The organism is Caulobacter sp. Root1472 (genome assembly GCF_001426985.1).
GTDB classification, from domain to species: Bacteria; Pseudomonadota; Alphaproteobacteria; order Caulobacterales; family Caulobacteraceae; genus Caulobacter; species Caulobacter rhizosphaerae.
Genome location: NZ_LMFX01000001.1, coordinates 698,032 through 712,970 on the forward strand (window position 1 = coordinate 698,032; position 14,939 = coordinate 712,970).

10 protein-coding genes are annotated in these 14,939 nt (G+C 70.3%); 2 read left to right on the top strand and 8 right to left on the bottom strand.

The genetic code is table 11. The features are described 5' to 3' along the window. Positions 1-17: 17 nt before the first annotated feature. On the top strand, positions 18-899 hold the full coding sequence (gene phhA, locus ASD47_RS02905) for a phenylalanine 4-monooxygenase (RefSeq protein ID WP_056751317.1): 882 nt from the start codon (positions 18-20) through the stop codon (positions 897-899). Here the strand turns inward: phhA and ASD47_RS02910 are convergent. Then, positions 857-2,074: an acyltransferase family protein gene (locus tag ASD47_RS02910; RefSeq protein WP_056751321.1), complete on the bottom strand. Its 1,218-nt coding sequence runs from the start codon at positions 2,072-2,074 to the stop codon at positions 857-859. The genes phhA and ASD47_RS02910 overlap by 43 nt on opposite strands. A gap of 135 nt (positions 2,075-2,209) precedes the next feature. Here ASD47_RS02910 and ASD47_RS02915 point away from each other — a divergent pair, with 135 nt between their 5' ends. Next, positions 2,210-3,013 carry a LytTR family DNA-binding domain-containing protein gene (locus tag ASD47_RS02915; protein ID WP_056751325.1) on the top strand — a complete coding sequence of 268 codons (804 nt, stop codon included), beginning with the start codon at positions 2,210-2,212 and terminating at the stop codon, positions 3,011-3,013. Between the two features lie 143 nt (positions 3,014-3,156). Here the strand turns inward: ASD47_RS02915 and ASD47_RS02920 are convergent, their stop codons facing one another. From ASD47_RS02920 to ASD47_RS02950, 7 genes are all read right to left on the bottom strand, one after another. After that, positions 3,157-3,669: a GNAT family N-acetyltransferase gene (locus tag ASD47_RS02920; protein WP_056751328.1), complete on the bottom strand. Its 513-nt coding sequence runs from the start codon at positions 3,667-3,669 to the stop codon at positions 3,157-3,159. Between the two features lie 2 nt (positions 3,670-3,671). Beyond that, positions 3,672-5,015, bottom strand: coding sequence for an N-succinylarginine dihydrolase (astB, locus tag ASD47_RS02925; RefSeq protein WP_056751331.1), 1,344 nt, complete (start codon positions 5,013-5,015; stop codon positions 3,672-3,674). Next, positions 5,012-6,466 carry a succinylglutamate-semialdehyde dehydrogenase gene (gene astD, locus ASD47_RS02930; RefSeq protein ID WP_056751336.1) on the bottom strand — a complete coding sequence of 485 codons (1,455 nt, stop codon included), beginning with the start codon at positions 6,464-6,466 and terminating at the stop codon, positions 5,012-5,014. The genes astB and astD overlap by 4 nt, the downstream gene beginning before the upstream one ends. Next, complete coding sequence (locus tag ASD47_RS02935) at positions 6,463-7,467, bottom strand: arginine N-succinyltransferase (protein ID WP_056751339.1); 1,005 nt, start codon at positions 7,465-7,467, stop codon at positions 6,463-6,465. Before ASD47_RS02935 ends, astD begins: the two co-directional genes overlap by 4 nt. 3 nt (positions 7,468-7,470) lie before the next feature. Next, a complete protein-coding gene (locus ASD47_RS02940; protein WP_056751341.1) occupies positions 7,471-8,724 on the bottom strand; it encodes a hydrolase in 1,254 nt (417 codons plus the stop codon). A 203-nt stretch (positions 8,725-8,927) separates the two neighbouring features. Further along, a complete protein-coding gene (locus ASD47_RS02945; protein ID WP_056751343.1) occupies positions 8,928-13,103 on the bottom strand; it encodes a translocation/assembly module TamB domain-containing protein in 4,176 nt (1,391 codons plus the stop codon). Beyond that, positions 13,100-14,887 carry an autotransporter assembly complex family protein gene (locus ASD47_RS02950; RefSeq protein WP_056751346.1) on the bottom strand — a complete coding sequence of 596 codons (1,788 nt, stop codon included), beginning with the start codon at positions 14,885-14,887 and terminating at the stop codon, positions 13,100-13,102. Before ASD47_RS02950 ends, ASD47_RS02945 begins: the two co-directional genes overlap by 4 nt. Positions 14,888-14,939: the final 52 nt, after the last annotated feature.

Consider the following 14,939-nt stretch of genomic DNA (forward strand, 5'->3'; position numbering starts at 1 on the left):
GGGCGTAACGTCGTTTCATGAGCGCAGACGGCTTTAGCAGCGGCCCGCCCCCCGGCGCGGCCGCCGATTGGACGATCGACCAAGGTTGGGAAAACTATTCCCAGGCCGAGCACGACGTCTGGATCACCCTTTACGAACGCCAGGCGGCCTTGCTGCCGGGGCGGGCCTGCGACGAATTCCTGCGCGGCCTCGACGCGTTGGACCTGCACCGTTCCGGCATTCCCGACTTCAGGCGGATCAACGACGAGCTCCAGCGCCTGACCGGCTGGAGCGTAGTGGCGGTGCCGGGCCTCGTGCCCGACGACGTATTCTTCGATCACCTGGCCAATCGCCGCTTCCCCGCGGGCCAGTTCATCCGCAGACCCGACCAGTTGGACTACCTGCAGGAGCCCGACATCTTCCACGATGTCTTCGGCCACGTCCCGATGCTGACCGATCCGGTGTTCGCCAACTACATGCAGGCCTACGGACGGGGCGGTCAGCGGGCCCTGGGCCTGGGGCGGCTGGCCAACCTGGCCCGGCTCTATTGGTACACGGTCGAGTTCGGCCTCATGGAGACCCCGCAAGGCCTGCGGATCTATGGAGCCGGGATCGTCTCCTCGCGCACCGAGTCGATCTTCGCCCTCGACGATCCCTCCCCCAATCGCATCGGCTTCGAGCTGGAGCGGGTGATGCGCACCCCCTATCGGATCGACGACTTCCAGCAGGTCTATTTCGTCATTCCCTCGATCCAGACGCTGCAGGCGGTGACCCTGCGCGACTTCGGGCCGCTGTACGACCGGCTGGCTGGCGCCAGCGATCTCGGCATCGCCGAGATCACCATCGCAGACCGGGTGATCACCGCCGGCACCCAGGCCTATGCGAAGACCGGCGGGCGGCTGGCCTCGGCGGGCGGCTGACCCTTCAGGCCGAACAGGATCCGCAGGCCGGGGATGCGCCGGACGGCCTCGTAGGTCGCGAAGCAGCCGGCGAAAGTGAGGACGACCAGGATCAACGCCTCAACCGGCTGCGGCAGGCCCAGCTTGGCCAGGTGGTGCGCCATCACCACGATCAGGGTCTGGTGGACCAGGTAGAACGGGAACACGCCGAGCGTCAGGTAGCGCAGGACGGGTCCGCCCCGGTTCAGGTGCCTGGCCCCGAAGCCCAGAATGGCCGCGATCGAGCACCAGGCGTCGGTGGCCTGCACGAAGCGCATGATCGGGCGCAGCCACTCGGGCGGGATCGGCGTGTCGTTGCGATAGACATAGGCGTAGGTCGCCCAGCCCAGATAGCCTGCGACCGCCAGGACCAGGGCTAGCCAACGCACCGCGATCAGCCGCTGGCGCAGCGCTTCGGACTTGGCCAGCCCGAACCCCAGCAGGAAGGCCGAGAAGGACACCGCGTGGACATAGTGGTCGCCGACCAGGGCGTGGGTCTCGCCGAAGCGCGGGTAGAGGGTGGCGCGCAGCAGGCCCAGGAACAGGATCGGCCACAGGATCAGGCCCGGGCCGCGCAGCACCAGCTCGGCGGCCGCCTGCAGATGGGCGCCCAGTCGCCGCCAGACCAGCAGCAGACCGGCCAGCACCAGGGTGTAGAACAGCAGGTAGGCCACGAACCACATGTGGTTCCAGGTCGGGGTGACCAGGCAACCCTCCGGGGTGCACCAGCGGCCGGAAGCGGTGACGTACTTGGTCCAGAACTCCGCGTAGGAGGCAAAGTGCAGCGATGAGCCCGGATGGGCGGCCACGTATTCGACGATCTGATAGTAAGACTGCGGCGGCACGATCACGAACATCGCGAACAGCAGCGGCGGCAGCAGGCGGGCGATCCGCGCGCCGGTCAGCTTTCCGACCGTGACCTTGTCGGCCATGAACCGGGTCGCTGCTCCCGAAACGAGAAAGAGCAACGTCAGGCGCCAGGGATTGGTCAGGAACATCGCCAGTTCCAGCTCGTCGACCGGATGTGGCGACTTCACGTGCCAGTCCCAGGGCACGTAGAACATGCCGACGTGGTACAGAATCAACAGGAAGAACGCGCCGACCCGAATCCAGTCGAGGTCGTAGCGGCGGTCAGGGATTGAAGCGGTCAAGGGCATGACGGGGCGTCCGGCGTGAAAAACGATGCGAATGTCGTGGCCCATGCCGCCGAGGCCAGCCAAGCGCCGGGGGATGGGCGGCCGCCGGCAGGGACGAGCGGAAAACACCCAGGGACGAGCGGCGCGCTTTTCGGGATGAGCGGCGAAGAGCGCCAGGGCGTCTGGCGCGCCTGGCTGCTGGGCGCGGGGCTGGTTTCCTGCATCGCCGTCGTCAATGTCCTGACCGTCCGCCATGACGCGCCGCGCCTCGGCACGCTGGCCCCCGCGATCTGGGAAGCCAGCAGCGCCCTGGTGACGATGGTGATCTTCACGCTCCCCGCCGCCGTGGCGGTGTGGACGACGCGAACGGGGCCGCGCTGGTGGCGCGCCCTGCCCGTCCACCTGGCGGCGGTCGTGCTCTATTCGGTGCTGCACGTCTCCGGCTTCGTGGCCCTGCGCAAGTTGGCCTATCTGGCCGTGATGGACGGCCCGTACCGGTTCGGACCGTTGTCGACGGAATTCCCCTACGAGTTCCGCAAGGACCTGCTGGCCTACGGCCTGGCCTCGATCATCTTCTACCTGTCGCTGAGGCGCAGCGCCCGCGAGGCCGCCGCCCAGGTCCAGACGGCGACCGCGGCCGCAAACTTCGACATTCGCGACGGGGCCCGCCTGGTCCGCGTGCCGGTCTCCGAGATCGTGGCCGTGCGATCGGCCGGCAACTATGCCGAGTTCCTGCTGGCCGACGGCCGGCGGCCGCTGATGCGGACGTCGCTGGGGGCGCTGGAGACGGGCATGGCCGCACATGGTTTCGTTCGCACCCATCGCTCCTGGCTGGTCAATCCGGTTCGCGTGACCGGCCTGCGCCCCGAAGGCTCGGGCGACTACGCGGTCGAGCTCGGCGCGGTCGAGGCGCCCCTGTCGCGGCGTTTTCCCCAGGCCCTGGCGGCGCTGCGCGGCTAGAACGTATTCAACTGAGGCGGCCTAAAACCTCGTCCTTCGACAAGCTCAGGATGAGGTTTTCTAAGCGCTGAGCTTGCAAATGGTCCTCATCCTGAGCCTGTCGAAGGACGAGGACCACGCACTCGCCCGAATCTCGGTCAGCGCTAATCCAGCAGCAGGCCCATGACGATGTCGTCGTCGACCGTGCCGTCCGGCAGCCGGCCGCGCCCGATCATCCGCCCCTCTATCCTGAAGCCCAGCCGTTCGTAGAGCCGCTGGGCGCCGGTGTTGGCCGCGCCGGTCCACAGCTCGATCCGGCCGACCGGCGGCGTCATGCTCCGGGCCGTGTCGATCAGGACGCGGAACAGGGCCGAGCCGACGCCCCTGCCCTGCCAGTCGGGATCGACCGCCACGGTCAGGTCGGTCAGCACATGGGCGAAGATCGCGACCTTCATCCGCTCGACGTGCAATTCGCCGCACAGCGCCCCGTCCACGCCCTCTGCGACCAAGTTCACGCCGCCATCGGCAGAGGCCGCCAGAGCGTGGGCCACATAGTCGGCCGTCACCTCCTCGGGCTGACGGGCCAGGCCGCCAGGCTGGGCGGCGACCTTGCGATGCAGCGCCAGGACGGCGGCCGCGTCATCAGGCGTGGCGGGACGAACGGTGAAGTCGCGCATGATCAGGCGGCTCGCTGGAACGGATAGAAGTCGCCGCCAAGGTCGAGGATCGCGGTCAGTTCGTCCAGCGCCTCGCGGCTCTCGACGATCAGCGACGGGTCGGCCAGGTCGGCTGGCGCCAGGCGGTCGCGATAGCGGCGCTCCGCCCAGGCGTTCAGCCGCCCGTGCAGGATCGCGTCGAACCGCTGGCCGGAGTTCGCGGCGGCCAGTTCAGCGTCGGTCAGCACGACCCGCAGCCGCAAACAGGCCGGGCCGCCGCCATTGCGCATGCTCTGGCGGACATCGACATATTCCACCCGGCCGATGGGCCCGTTCGAGCTGGCCAGCGCCTGCGCCGCTGCGTGGGCTCGCGGATTGTCGCGCGTCTCGCCCGGGGCCAGCAGCACCAGGCGATCCTCGCCGGGAAGGACCAGGAGCTGGGAATTGAACAGATAGCTCTTGACCAGGTCTTCCATCGGCAGGTCGGCCTCGCTGATCTCGACGAAGGCCGGTTCGAACAGGCCGTCGGCGGCGCGGCGGACCTCCGCCTCCATCGCCGCGCGATCCTCGAAGGCGCGCTCGTGGAACAGCAGGCACTCACGCGTGCCGACGCAGACCACGTCGTTGTGGAACGCCCCGCCGTCGATCGCCGCCCGGCCCTGGCGGGCGAACACGCCGCGCGCCGCGCCGTGACGGCGCTCGACCGCCTCGAACGCCTCGCGGGTCTGGCGGGCCGGATAGCGGCCTTCCCAGCGTTCCCAGGCCTCACGGCCCCAGACGAACAGGTTCACGCCCGCCTCCCCATGCTCGGCGCACAGCCGTACATGGTTGGCCGCGCCCTCGTCGGCGAAGTGCGGTTGGGCCGGCAGCGGATCGTGCACGGCGAACCGGGCCTCATCCGGGAACAGGCGGCGGAGCGACCGGGCGGTCTGCGGCCCCTCCAGGCTGCGATGCAGGTTGGTCAGCAGGTTGGCGGGGGTGAAGTGCACGCGACCGTCGGCCGTGTCGGCGCTGGGCGTCACCGTGGCGGCGTTGGCTGCCCACATCGGCGAGGCCGAGCAGGCCGCCGCCGCCAGGGCCGGCGCGTCCTTCCAGGCCTTTTCCAGCACGCTGGCGTCCGAGCCCGAAAAGCCGATCGACCGCAGCAGGGCCAGGTCCGGACGCTCGTGCGGCGGCAACACGAACTGCGGCACGCCCCAGTCGGCCAGCTTGCGCATCTTGGTCAGGCCCTCCAGCACCGCGGCCCGCGGATCGGAGACTTCGCCGGCGTTGGCCTGGCTGGCGATGTTGCCCGGCGACAGACCGACATAGGAGTGGGTCGGCCCCACCAGGCCGTCGCAATTGGCCTCGACCGCGCGCGAGGTCATTCGCGCAGGCCCTTGATATCGGCCAGAGTATTGACCACGCCTTGCGCCTCGAAACTGGCCACCGGATAGGCGCAGTAGTCGGCGGCGTAATAGGCGCTGGGCCGATGATTGCCGGAACTGCCCAGGCCGCCGAACGGCATGGTCCCGGCCGCGCCGGTCGTTGGCCGGTTCCAGTTGACGACGCCCGCCCGGATCCGCTTCAGGAAGTGATCCCAACGCGTTGTTTCACTGGAGATCAGTCCCGCGGACAGACCGTAGCGCGTGGCGTTGGCGGCGGCGATCGCGTCCTCGAAGGAGGCGACCCGACGCACCTGCAGCAGCGGCGCGAACAGCTCCTCGTCCGGCACCGTCTCGCCCGTCACGTCGACCAGGCCCGGCGAGACGAACGCCCCGCTCAGGCCGTCAACGCCCGTCATTGCGCGCACGGCCTTCCCGGGCATGGCCTTGGCGCCGGCCAAGGCCTGGGCGGCGGCGCGGTCCGAGATCAGCGGCCCCATGAAGGGCTCCTCGCGACCGTTCCAGGGACCGATCACCAGGCGCTCGGACAGGGCCGCCACGGCGTCGATCACCGCCCGCCCCGCCGCGTCGTCCGACACGATCAGGCGCCGGGCGCACGAACAGCGCTGGCCGGTGGTGATGAAGGCCGACTGCACGACCAGGGCCGCCACGGCCTCGGGATCGCCGGCGTCCCAGACCACCAGCGGGTTGTTGCCGCCCAGCTCCAGGGCCAGGATGACGTCGGGCCGGTCAGCGAAGTGGCGGCGGAAGAAGGCGCCGGCGGCCGCCGAACCGGTGAACAGCAGGCCGTCGATCTCCTGGTCGATCAGGGCCTGGCCGACCTCGCGGCCGCCCTGCACCAGGTTGATGACGCCGGGGGGAACGCCGGCCGCCTCCAGGGCCTCGACCAGCAGTTGGCCGGCCAGGGGCGTCTCTTCCGACGGCTTGAACACCACCGTGTCGCCGGCCAGCAGGGCCGGCACGATGTGGCCGTTGGGCAGGTGGCCCGGGAAGTTGAACGGCCCGAGCACCGCCATCACCCCGTGCGGGCGATGGCGTAGCACCGCGCGGCCGAACGCCATGTCGCTGGCGTGCTCGCCGGTCCGCTCGTCATAGGCCCTGATCGAGGCGTCGACCTTGCCGGCCATCGAGCCCAGCTCGGCCTTGGTCTCCCACAACGCCTTGCCCGTCTCGCGGCTCAAGGCCTCGGCAAAGGTCGCCGTGCGGGCGACCAGCACGTCCTTGTAGCGGCGCAGGACGGCGATGCGTTCTTCGCGCGGCAAGTCAGCCCAGGCCGGAAAGGCCTTGCGGGCCGCCGTGACCGCCGCCGCCACGTCGGCCGGACTGGCCGTCGCCTGGCGCCATATGACCTCGCCGGTGGTCGGATCGACAGAGGTCGCCTCGGCCCCCGCGCCCGCCCGCCAGACGCCCTCGATGAACACGCCGCCGCTCATGCCTTCACCCGCACCATTTCGCCGTCCTTGACGCCCAGGGCCGCCGCGGCGTCCCGTCCGATGATCGCGCTCTCGCCGTCGAGCAGCACCGGGGCGCGCACCGCCCGGAAGCGGGCCACCGCGCCCGAGCAGATCAGGGCCTCCTCGCCATAGGCGTCCTCGCCCAACCGCACGCGCAGCCGCCGGCCCTCGCGCACCGTCTTGATGTCGTCGCGCCGCGCCGCCACGGTCGGACCAGCGTCGAAGATGTCGATCAGGCCCGAAAAGCGGAAACCTTCGCTCTCCAACATGGCCCGGGCGGCCTCGCCCTCGCGGTGCACGCGGCCGATGGTCTCGGACGCCGCCTGCGGAAGCAGCTCGGCATAGATGGGATGGCGCGGCGCCAGGTCGAGGATGAACTGGCCGTCGGTCGAGGCGCTCATCATGTCGGCCTCGTCGAACTCCAGCCGGAAGAACTTGCTGGCGACGTGGTCCCAGAACGGACAGCTGCCGTCGACGTCGAACCAGCCGCGCAGCTCGGCCAGCACCATCTCGGCGAAGCGCTGCGGCTCCAGGCCGATCAGCATGTAGCGCGACTGGGCCAGCAGTCGCCCAGCCCCGCCCTTGCGGCGCTCGGGCTTGAGGAACAGGGACCCGACCTCGGACCAGCCCGCGCATTCGTTGACCAGCACCAGGGCCCGGTGGTCGAAGCGCTTGTCCAGGGTGGGCGAGGACTGGGCCAGGGTCACCACCCGGAACGAGAAGTGCGGGCGCTTCAAGCCCACCCCCGCCTTGACCCCGGCCACGCCGACGACGTCGCCTTCGGCCAGGTCCTCCAGCATCAGGGTGTACCAGGCCTCCGGCGCGGCGACTTCGGAGTGGAAGCTGGCCTGGGACAGGTCCAGGCGGGCGCGCAGGGTCTGTTCGTCCTCGGGCAGGCTGGTGAAGCCGCGACCCGACAGGACGGCCAGCTCCATCAGGCTGTCGAAATCGGCGGGCATGGCGGGGCGGACGACGAGCATGTTTCAGACGGTCTCCGCGAGGTCGGTCATGGCGCGCAGGGCCGGACCGTCGATCTCGCCGCTGGCCAGTTTCATCAGGATCAGGGCCGACAGCTGGGCGCGCTCGACGAAGCTGTCGGGCCAGGCATGCTCGGCCTCGCTGTGGATGTCGCCGCCCCGCACCCCCAGGGTGTCGACGTTGGGCAGGCCCGAGGCGAACAGGTTGTTGCCCTCGCAGACCCCGCCGGACGGCTTCCAGGCGATGTCCTGGCCCAGCAGCGCGCCCACGTCCTTGATCGCCCCGAACAGTCGCTGCTGGGCGGCGTTGAACGGCTTGGCGCCGCGGGTGATCCGGCCGTGAAGGTGAGCGTGCAGCCCCTCGCCCGTCGACGCGACGATCTTGTCGACCTCTCTTTCGAACCAGGCGGCGTCATCGGCGGCGGGGAAGCGCAGATTGAACCGCACCACGGCCACGTCGGGCACCATGTTCAGCGGCGAACCGCCGTCGATCTTGGCGATGTTGCAGGTCACGCCGTCGCGCAGGCCGTTCAGAGCGTGCAGGGCCTGGGCGATGCGGGCGGCCTCCATCACCGCGTTGCGGCCGGCGGCGAAGTCGCGCCCGGCATGGGCCGCCTTGCCGTGGACCACGATATGGAAATTGCCTGAACCCTTGCGGGCGCTGGCCAGCGCCCCGTCGGCCAGGGCCGGCTCGTAGGTCAGGCCCACATGCCCCAGGCGCGCGAATTCCGCGAGGATCGGGGCCGAAGCCACCGAACCGATCTCCTCGTCCGGCGACAGCAGCACGCGATAGCCGACGTTGTGGGCAAGCGGATGGCGCTCGAAGGCCTCCAGCGCCGCCAACATCACCGAAATCCCGCCCTTCATGTCGGCGATCCCCGGACCGTGCAGCGCGCCGTCGGGGCGCGTCGTGACCGCCTGGAAGCCGGAGGTCTCGGGATAGACCGTATCGTAGTGGCCGGTCAGCACGACCTGCACCGACGCTTCGGGCCGCACGACCACGGCGATCGCCGCCGGATGGGCCTGCTCTCCGACGCGACCGTCGGCCCCGACCTCGGGCGAGGCGCCCAGCGGGATATCGGTCGGCGCGGCCGGCAGGTTTCCGAAGGCGTCGAGCAAAACTTGCCGTTGGCGCTCGAGGCCAGCCATGTGCCGGCTTCCCGAGTTGATGGCGCACCAGGCGACCGCGCGATCGATGATCAGCGGGCCCTGATCGGCCAGATGTCGCAGAACGGCGCGATCCTCGTCGTTGAGTCGCATGAATCCACTGTCTCCCTCAGTTCAAACTAAACCAAGGGCCGCGGACAATTCGTGCTTCCTCGAACCCGGAAACCGGTCGCCCGCGCAACAGCCTTGCTCCGAACAAGCCCCGGCCCGGTCAAGGCCAGGGTCGGCGTTCGGATCGGTCACTGCATGCCTCCACCAGCTTGTCGAGCCGACGGCGCGGACGAGGCGGAGGCGCGCTAGTTGTAGTCCTTTCTCCAGCGGACCGAAAGCTGGGCGTCGCCCTGGCTGCCGATCTTGGAGACCAGCGACAGGGCCCGGCGCACGCGCCACTCGACCTGGGCCGAGGTGCCTTCACGTCCGCCGCCGATGATCTCGACATAGACGTCGTCGGTCACGTACTTGCCACCGGAGACCGTCATGCCCGTGGCGCTCTCGGCGAACGACAGGCGGTCTAGCCCGGCCAGGCTGCGCAGGTTGCCGATCACGTCGAAGCCGCCGCCGCCGGCCAGGGCGGCCAGGGCCGAGGCCAGCTGCGCCGCCTCGATCGGGGTCAGGTTGGCGGCTGACGAGCCAAACAGCACCTGCGACAGCACCTCGTCCTGCGGCAGCTCGGGCTTGGAGGTCAGGGTGATCTCGGGCTTGGCCGCGGTGCCCTGCACCTTGACCACGGCGGTCAGGGCCGGATCCTCGCGGGTGGCGGTCAGGTCCAGCCGGATGCGGTCCAGCTGCGTGGCCAGGCGGACCGTGCCGTTCTGGTCGAACTCAAAGCGCTTGCCGGCGAAATCGTACTCGCCGCGCACCATCCGCGCCTCGCCGTCCAGGACCGGGCTGTTGGTCGAGCCGCCGACATGGGCGTTCAGCGAGAGTTCGACGTCCAACCCGCGACCACGCACGAAGATGCGGCGCGGCGCGGTCAGGGTGACGTCCAGCAGCATGCCGCTGCCGGGTTCGACCTTTCGGGCCTCGACGCCCTGGTCCATCTCGTCCGGCCGGTTGCGCTCGACGACATCCATCGAGACCACGCCGGCCGGGGTCTTGGTCTGGGCCGAGACATCGGCGCGGTCGATGACCAGGGCGCCGGCCATCTTGACCTTGCCGTCGGCGCCGCGATTGACCGTGGTCTGGCCGCTGGCCGTGGCCGAGGCCAGTTCGTTGTCGATGACCCGGAAGCCCTTCAGGTCCAGCTTGAAACTGCCCAGGCCGCCGCGGGCCAGGCTGATCCGGCCCGAGCCCGACATCGTGCCGCCCTGGCCGTCGCCCGCCGAGACCTGGCTGACGTCGATGGCGTTGTCGGCCAGGCCCACGCGCACGATGACGTCGCGCAGGCTGAGGCCCGTCTGGCCGTCGTCGACCCGGCCGCCCTCCAGGCTGGCGCGGCCCGTCAGGCGCGGATCGGCCAGGGTGCCGGCCAGTTCGCCCTCGGCGTCGATCTTGCCTGACACGCTGCGCTCGGAGCTGCCCAGGAGATCCCACAACGGCTTGATCTCGCCCTGGGCCGTGAACTGGCCGCGCACCGCACGCTGGCGATTGATCGCCAGGTGGAACGGCTTGGCCGAGGCCTCCGTGGGCAGGACCACCTCGGCCCTGGCCTGCAGACCCTGGCTGGTGGTGCTGGTGGCGTTGATCGTCATGGTGTTGTCGCGCAACACGCCACGGATCTCGGCGTTCAGGGCGCGGTCGGTGCGAGGACCGCGCTCGCGGGCTCCGATCAGGTTGGCGTCGAACTCGCCGGCCAGGGTCGGGCCCGACCCGCTGAGCGTCAGGTGGGCGTCGACCTTGCCGGCCATGTCGGGATTGATCGCGGTGAGGCTGACGCCGGTCAGCTGGGCGCGCAGCGTGGCCAGGTCGCCGCCGACGTCGGCATCGAGATCGGCCGCGCCGTCACCGACCGACAGCCGCAGACGGGCGTTGGTCCGCGGGCCGCCGAACCGGATCTGGGCGGCTTCGCGGGTCTTGATCTCGGTCCGCGCCATGGCGCCGGCCGCGTCGAGGGCCAGGAGGTATTCCGGACCCGACTGGGTCAGCACGCCCGAGCCGTTCAGCTTCCACCGGCCGGACGGAGCCTCGCCCCGCGCGTCGACGGTCAGCGGCAGGCGCGCCATCGGACCGGCCGCCTTGATGCCGGCATGCCGGACCTTCCACGCCCCGCCGACGATGTCGTCGGCGGCCAGGTCGAGCTGGGCCACGGGCCCCGCCGGGCCGTCGGTGATCTTGGCCGTGCCGGCGACCCGGCCCTGGGTCAGGAAGGCGCCCGGCCCGACCGCCACCACGAGGTCGGCCGTAGCCGGGCGGCCGCTGCGGAGCGACACCGCGCCCTTGGCCTTGGCGCCGCCGGCGTCGACGTCCAGGTCGGACAGCTCCAGCCCGCCCAGCGCGAAGCTGAACGCCGCTCGTCCCTTGGCCGGCCCGTACTGGCTGCCCGCCGCGATGGAGGCCGTCCCGTCCCCGCCGTCCGCTCGCTTGGCGAACGACAGGACAAGGTGAGCGTCCTTCAGCGGCAGGCGCGGCACGTCGATGGAGTCGAAGTCGGCGATCAGGTCGACCCTGGGCGCCGTCAGCGTCCCGGTCACCGCGCCCGCGCCCCTGGCCTTGCCGGCGACCTCGATCGGCCCGGCGACGAACGGTCCCGTAGCGGTCCAATCCAGCTTGAAGCCCAGCGCCGGTCCCGGGCCGAGCACGCCCGAGCCGCGGACCGAGGCGGCTGCCCCGTCCAGCTTGGCGTCGGCCACCGACAACCGTTCGTTGGCCCAGGAGGCCCGGGCGTTCAGCCGCGGGGTCTTGCCCAGCAGGCGGTCGAGTTCGGCCAGACCGGTCGCGAAGTTACCGCCCCGCGCATCGACGCTCAGCAGCCAGGGCTTGCCGACGCCTTGGCTGGCCGACCATCGCGCCGTCGCCTGCCCCTTCATGCCGGGGTGAACCGGGGACAGGGAACCGACCCTGGCCTCGCCCTTGAACGACAGGCCGCCGAGGATGCCGCGTTCGCCTTCGGCGATGACGGTCAGGTTGGGGGCCTGGACCTTGGCCGAACGGATAAGGAAGCGACCGTCCTTCAGCCGCGCCCCTTCGAACTGGGCCGATGGCGCGCGGCCCAGCACGGCCAACAGCCCCTGCCCGCCGCCGCCCTCGCTGGTGGCCGCGCCCTTGAGGCTCAGCTCGCCCCGCTTCCAGCCGACGGAAGCCGGTCCCCGGACACGCGCCAGGCGATAACCAAGCAGGGACAAGTCCCGGACATCGACCCGGCCGTCGATCGATAGGCCGTCACCGGCCAGGTGAAGGACGCCTTCCGCGACGCCCGCGCCCATGGTCGGCAGCGGCGTCACGCGCGACAGGTTCCCGACCTTGGCGGAGAAGTTCAGTCCGGCGGGCGCGGTGATCCGCTTGCCCAGGTCGGCCGGGCCGTGGGCGACCAAGCTCAGGTTCTGGCTGTCGACTTTCACGTCCAGGTCACTGAACGCCCCGCTCTTGCGCCCGACGATCGAGAAGCGGGCGTCGGCTCCGAACATCTTCTCCTCACGGTCGGTCAGGCTCGAGGCCGCCAGGTCGATATGGCCCGTCGCCGAACCGCCCTGCGGCGTCCAGGCGCCGCCGGCCTTCAGCGGCGTGGCGTCGCCGGACCGCGCCAGCAGGGTGAACGCGCCCTGGCTCATCGTGCCGTGGGCCTTGGCGTTCAGGTCGAAAGGCCGGTCGGGCGACAGCCCCATCGCCCCGGCCAGGGCTCCGCCATTGGCTTCCTGGGCCTCGGCGTCGAGCAGCAGGGTCTTGTCGCGCCCGAGATCAAAAACCAGCTTCAGGTGATCGCCGACATGCAGGCGACTGATCGCCTTCAAGGCGCCTTTCTGGCCGCCCAGCCGCTCGGACTCGTAGTCGCCGCTCAGGTCGAAGTCGCCGGCCTGACGGCTGAATTCCGGCCGGGTGATCAGGCGCAGGGCGACCCGGTCCAGGTCCACCGAAACCGGCGCGACGCTGGACTTGCCCGCGGGGGTCAAGGTCGGGCGGCGCAGCACCACCACCTGGCGGGCCGTGATCTCGTCGGCGTGGAACCGGCGGTAGAACAGTTCGGCCGGGCGCCAGTCGACATAGAGGTCGGCAGCCTCGAGCCAGACGCCTTTTTCGTCGCTGATCGTCAGACGGCGCACCCCGAACGCGTTCCAGATGTCGCCCGTCAGGCCCTCGATCTTCAGCCGGCCGATGCGGCCCAGCTTCAGCCCGCTGGTGCGAGCTTCCAGGAAGGCGCGGCCCTGAGGCGTAATCGCGCCGAAGCGCACGCCGCCCAGCAGCACGGCGACCAGCACCACCAGGCTGACCGAAATGATGATGACCAGGCCCGGCCAGCCGATCTTGCGCGCGACCTTGGTCGCCGTCTCGGCGACGGCGTCCGCACCCTCTTCAGGCGGTGGGGCTGCGTCGGTCAAAAGGCCTGCCCGATGCTGATATAGACCTGGAACGCCGGGTCGCCCGATCGCCGGCTGACCGGCATGGCGATGTCGGCCCGGATCGGCCCGAAGCCCAGGTCGTAGCGGACGCCCACGCCTACGCCGACTCCGAAATCATCGCCGTTGGGCCATTTGTCGACCCCGACAGCGCCGGCGTCGATAAAGGCCACCGCCCCCCACGTGTCGGTGAACTTGTGGCGCAGCTCGAGCGAGCTTTCCAGCAACGACAGGCCGCCCTGCGGCGTGGTGGTGTTGTCGATCCGCGGCCCGATGGCCTGGTAGGAAAAGCCGCGCACCGACCCGCCGCCGCCGGCGTAGAAGCGTTTGGAGGCCGGCACCTCCGGCATGGTGCCGCCCAGGATCTGCCCGGCCTTGATCCGGCCCGCCAACACGGTGCGCGCGCCCTCGCCGAACGGCAGATAGGCCGTGCTTTGGGCCTGGACCTTCATGAAGGCCATGGTCAGGTCGCCGGTGATCGCGGTCGGCTCGGCCCGCACGTCCAGCCGCCATCCCTTTGTCGGATCCAGCACGCTGTCGGACCGATCCCAGGCCTGCGCGCCCAGTAAGGTGAAGGTGGCGAAGTTCTGCCGGATGTCGGTGGTCACGCCGTTGGCGGTGGTCGGCGAATCGATCTGCGAGACGTCCAGCGACACGCCGTAGGTACGATAGATGGTCGGCTGCAGACGCCGCGTCAGGTCGGCGCCGATGTGGGCGCCGGTTTCGGTATAGGCGTCGGTGTTGTCGCGGAAGATGGCGGTGTTCAGCTTCAAGGTCTGCTGACTGCGCCGCCAGTGCGGCAGGGCCAGCTCGGCCTCCAGGCGGCTGTCCAGCTTGGCCAGGCGCGCCGTCAAGGTGGTGGTGTCGGCCCTGTGGAGGCGGTTGTACCGGATCCACTTGGCGTCCACGCCCGGCCCGTCGGTGCTCGAATAGCTGGCGCCCAGCTCGATCGTCTTGGCTTTGCGATCCGCCAGGGTGACGATCACCGGCCGCAGGCCGTCCGGAGTCGCCTTGTCCTTGGGGGCCAGCGACACCGAAACCGTGTCATAGACCCCCGTGTCGCGCAGCCGCCGCTCAAGCTCGGCGATGTCGTCGGGCTCATAGATGTCGCCCGACTTCCAGGGCGCCAGGTGCTGCACCCAGGCGGACTTGGAGCGTCCCTGGGTGACGACCTGTATGCCGTCAACATGGGTCAGATCGCCGGCCGCGATGTGGAAGGTCGGACGCACCGTGTGGTCGGCGTGATCGACCACGACCTCGCGCGGCTCGGCCGCGGCGTCCGCATAGCCCAGCTGCTGCACCTGGGAGACCGCGCGCCCCTCGGCCGCCAACACGTCGGCGGCCCGGCCCGGCGCGCCCGGCGTCAGCCGGATGACGCTCTGGGCCCGCTGGGCGACGCCTTCGTCGGGCGGCGTTCCGCTCCAGGCCAGCTGGGGGTCGGCGATCACGAAGACCGGCCCCGGCGTGATCTTGAGAATGGCGCGCGGCGGATCGGCCTCGGAGACGTCCGGTTCGACGACATAGCCGTAATAGCCTTCCGAGCGCAGCACGGCGACGGCCTCGTCGCCGGCGTCGCGGGCTCGGCGGCGGGCTTCGGAGCGGCTGCGCGCCGGCTGCTTGGCCTCGGTCATGGCGCGCTGGATCGCCTCGCGCAGCGCACGGTCTTCGACCCCGGTGACGGTCGCCGCAGGCTCGGCCGCATTGGCATGGCCTGCGACCATCAGGGTCGCCGCGGTCACGCTAAGGGCAAATCTCTTACGCACCAAGCCTTCCGATTCCCGCGTGGAGCGCCCCCGAACCCCTGTAATCGCCCCCCCG

What these genes read in the sequence shown, in the direction of transcription:
- phhA (WP_056751317.1), top strand. Translation starts at nt 18, where the DNA reads ATGAGCGCAGACGGCTTTAGCAGCGGCCCGCCCCCCGGCGCGGCCGCC.
- ASD47_RS02910 (WP_056751321.1), bottom strand. Translation starts at nt 2,074, where the DNA reads ATGCCCTTGACCGCTTCAATCCCTGACCGCCGCTACGACCTCGACTGG.
- ASD47_RS02915 (WP_056751325.1), top strand. Translation starts at nt 2,210, where the DNA reads ATGAGCGGCGAAGAGCGCCAGGGCGTCTGGCGCGCCTGGCTGCTGGGC.
- ASD47_RS02920 (WP_056751328.1), bottom strand. Translation starts at nt 3,669, where the DNA reads ATGCGCGACTTCACCGTTCGTCCCGCCACGCCTGATGACGCGGCCGCC.
- astB (WP_056751331.1), bottom strand. Translation starts at nt 5,015, where the DNA reads ATGACCTCGCGCGCGGTCGAGGCCAATTGCGACGGCCTGGTGGGGCCG.
- astD (WP_056751336.1), bottom strand. Translation starts at nt 6,466, where the DNA reads ATGAGCGGCGGCGTGTTCATCGAGGGCGTCTGGCGGGCGGGCGCGGGG.
- ASD47_RS02935 (WP_056751339.1), bottom strand. Translation starts at nt 7,467, where the DNA reads ATGCTCGTCGTCCGCCCCGCCATGCCCGCCGATTTCGACAGCCTGATG.
- ASD47_RS02940 (WP_056751341.1), bottom strand. Translation starts at nt 8,724, where the DNA reads ATGCGACTCAACGACGAGGATCGCGCCGTTCTGCGACATCTGGCCGAT.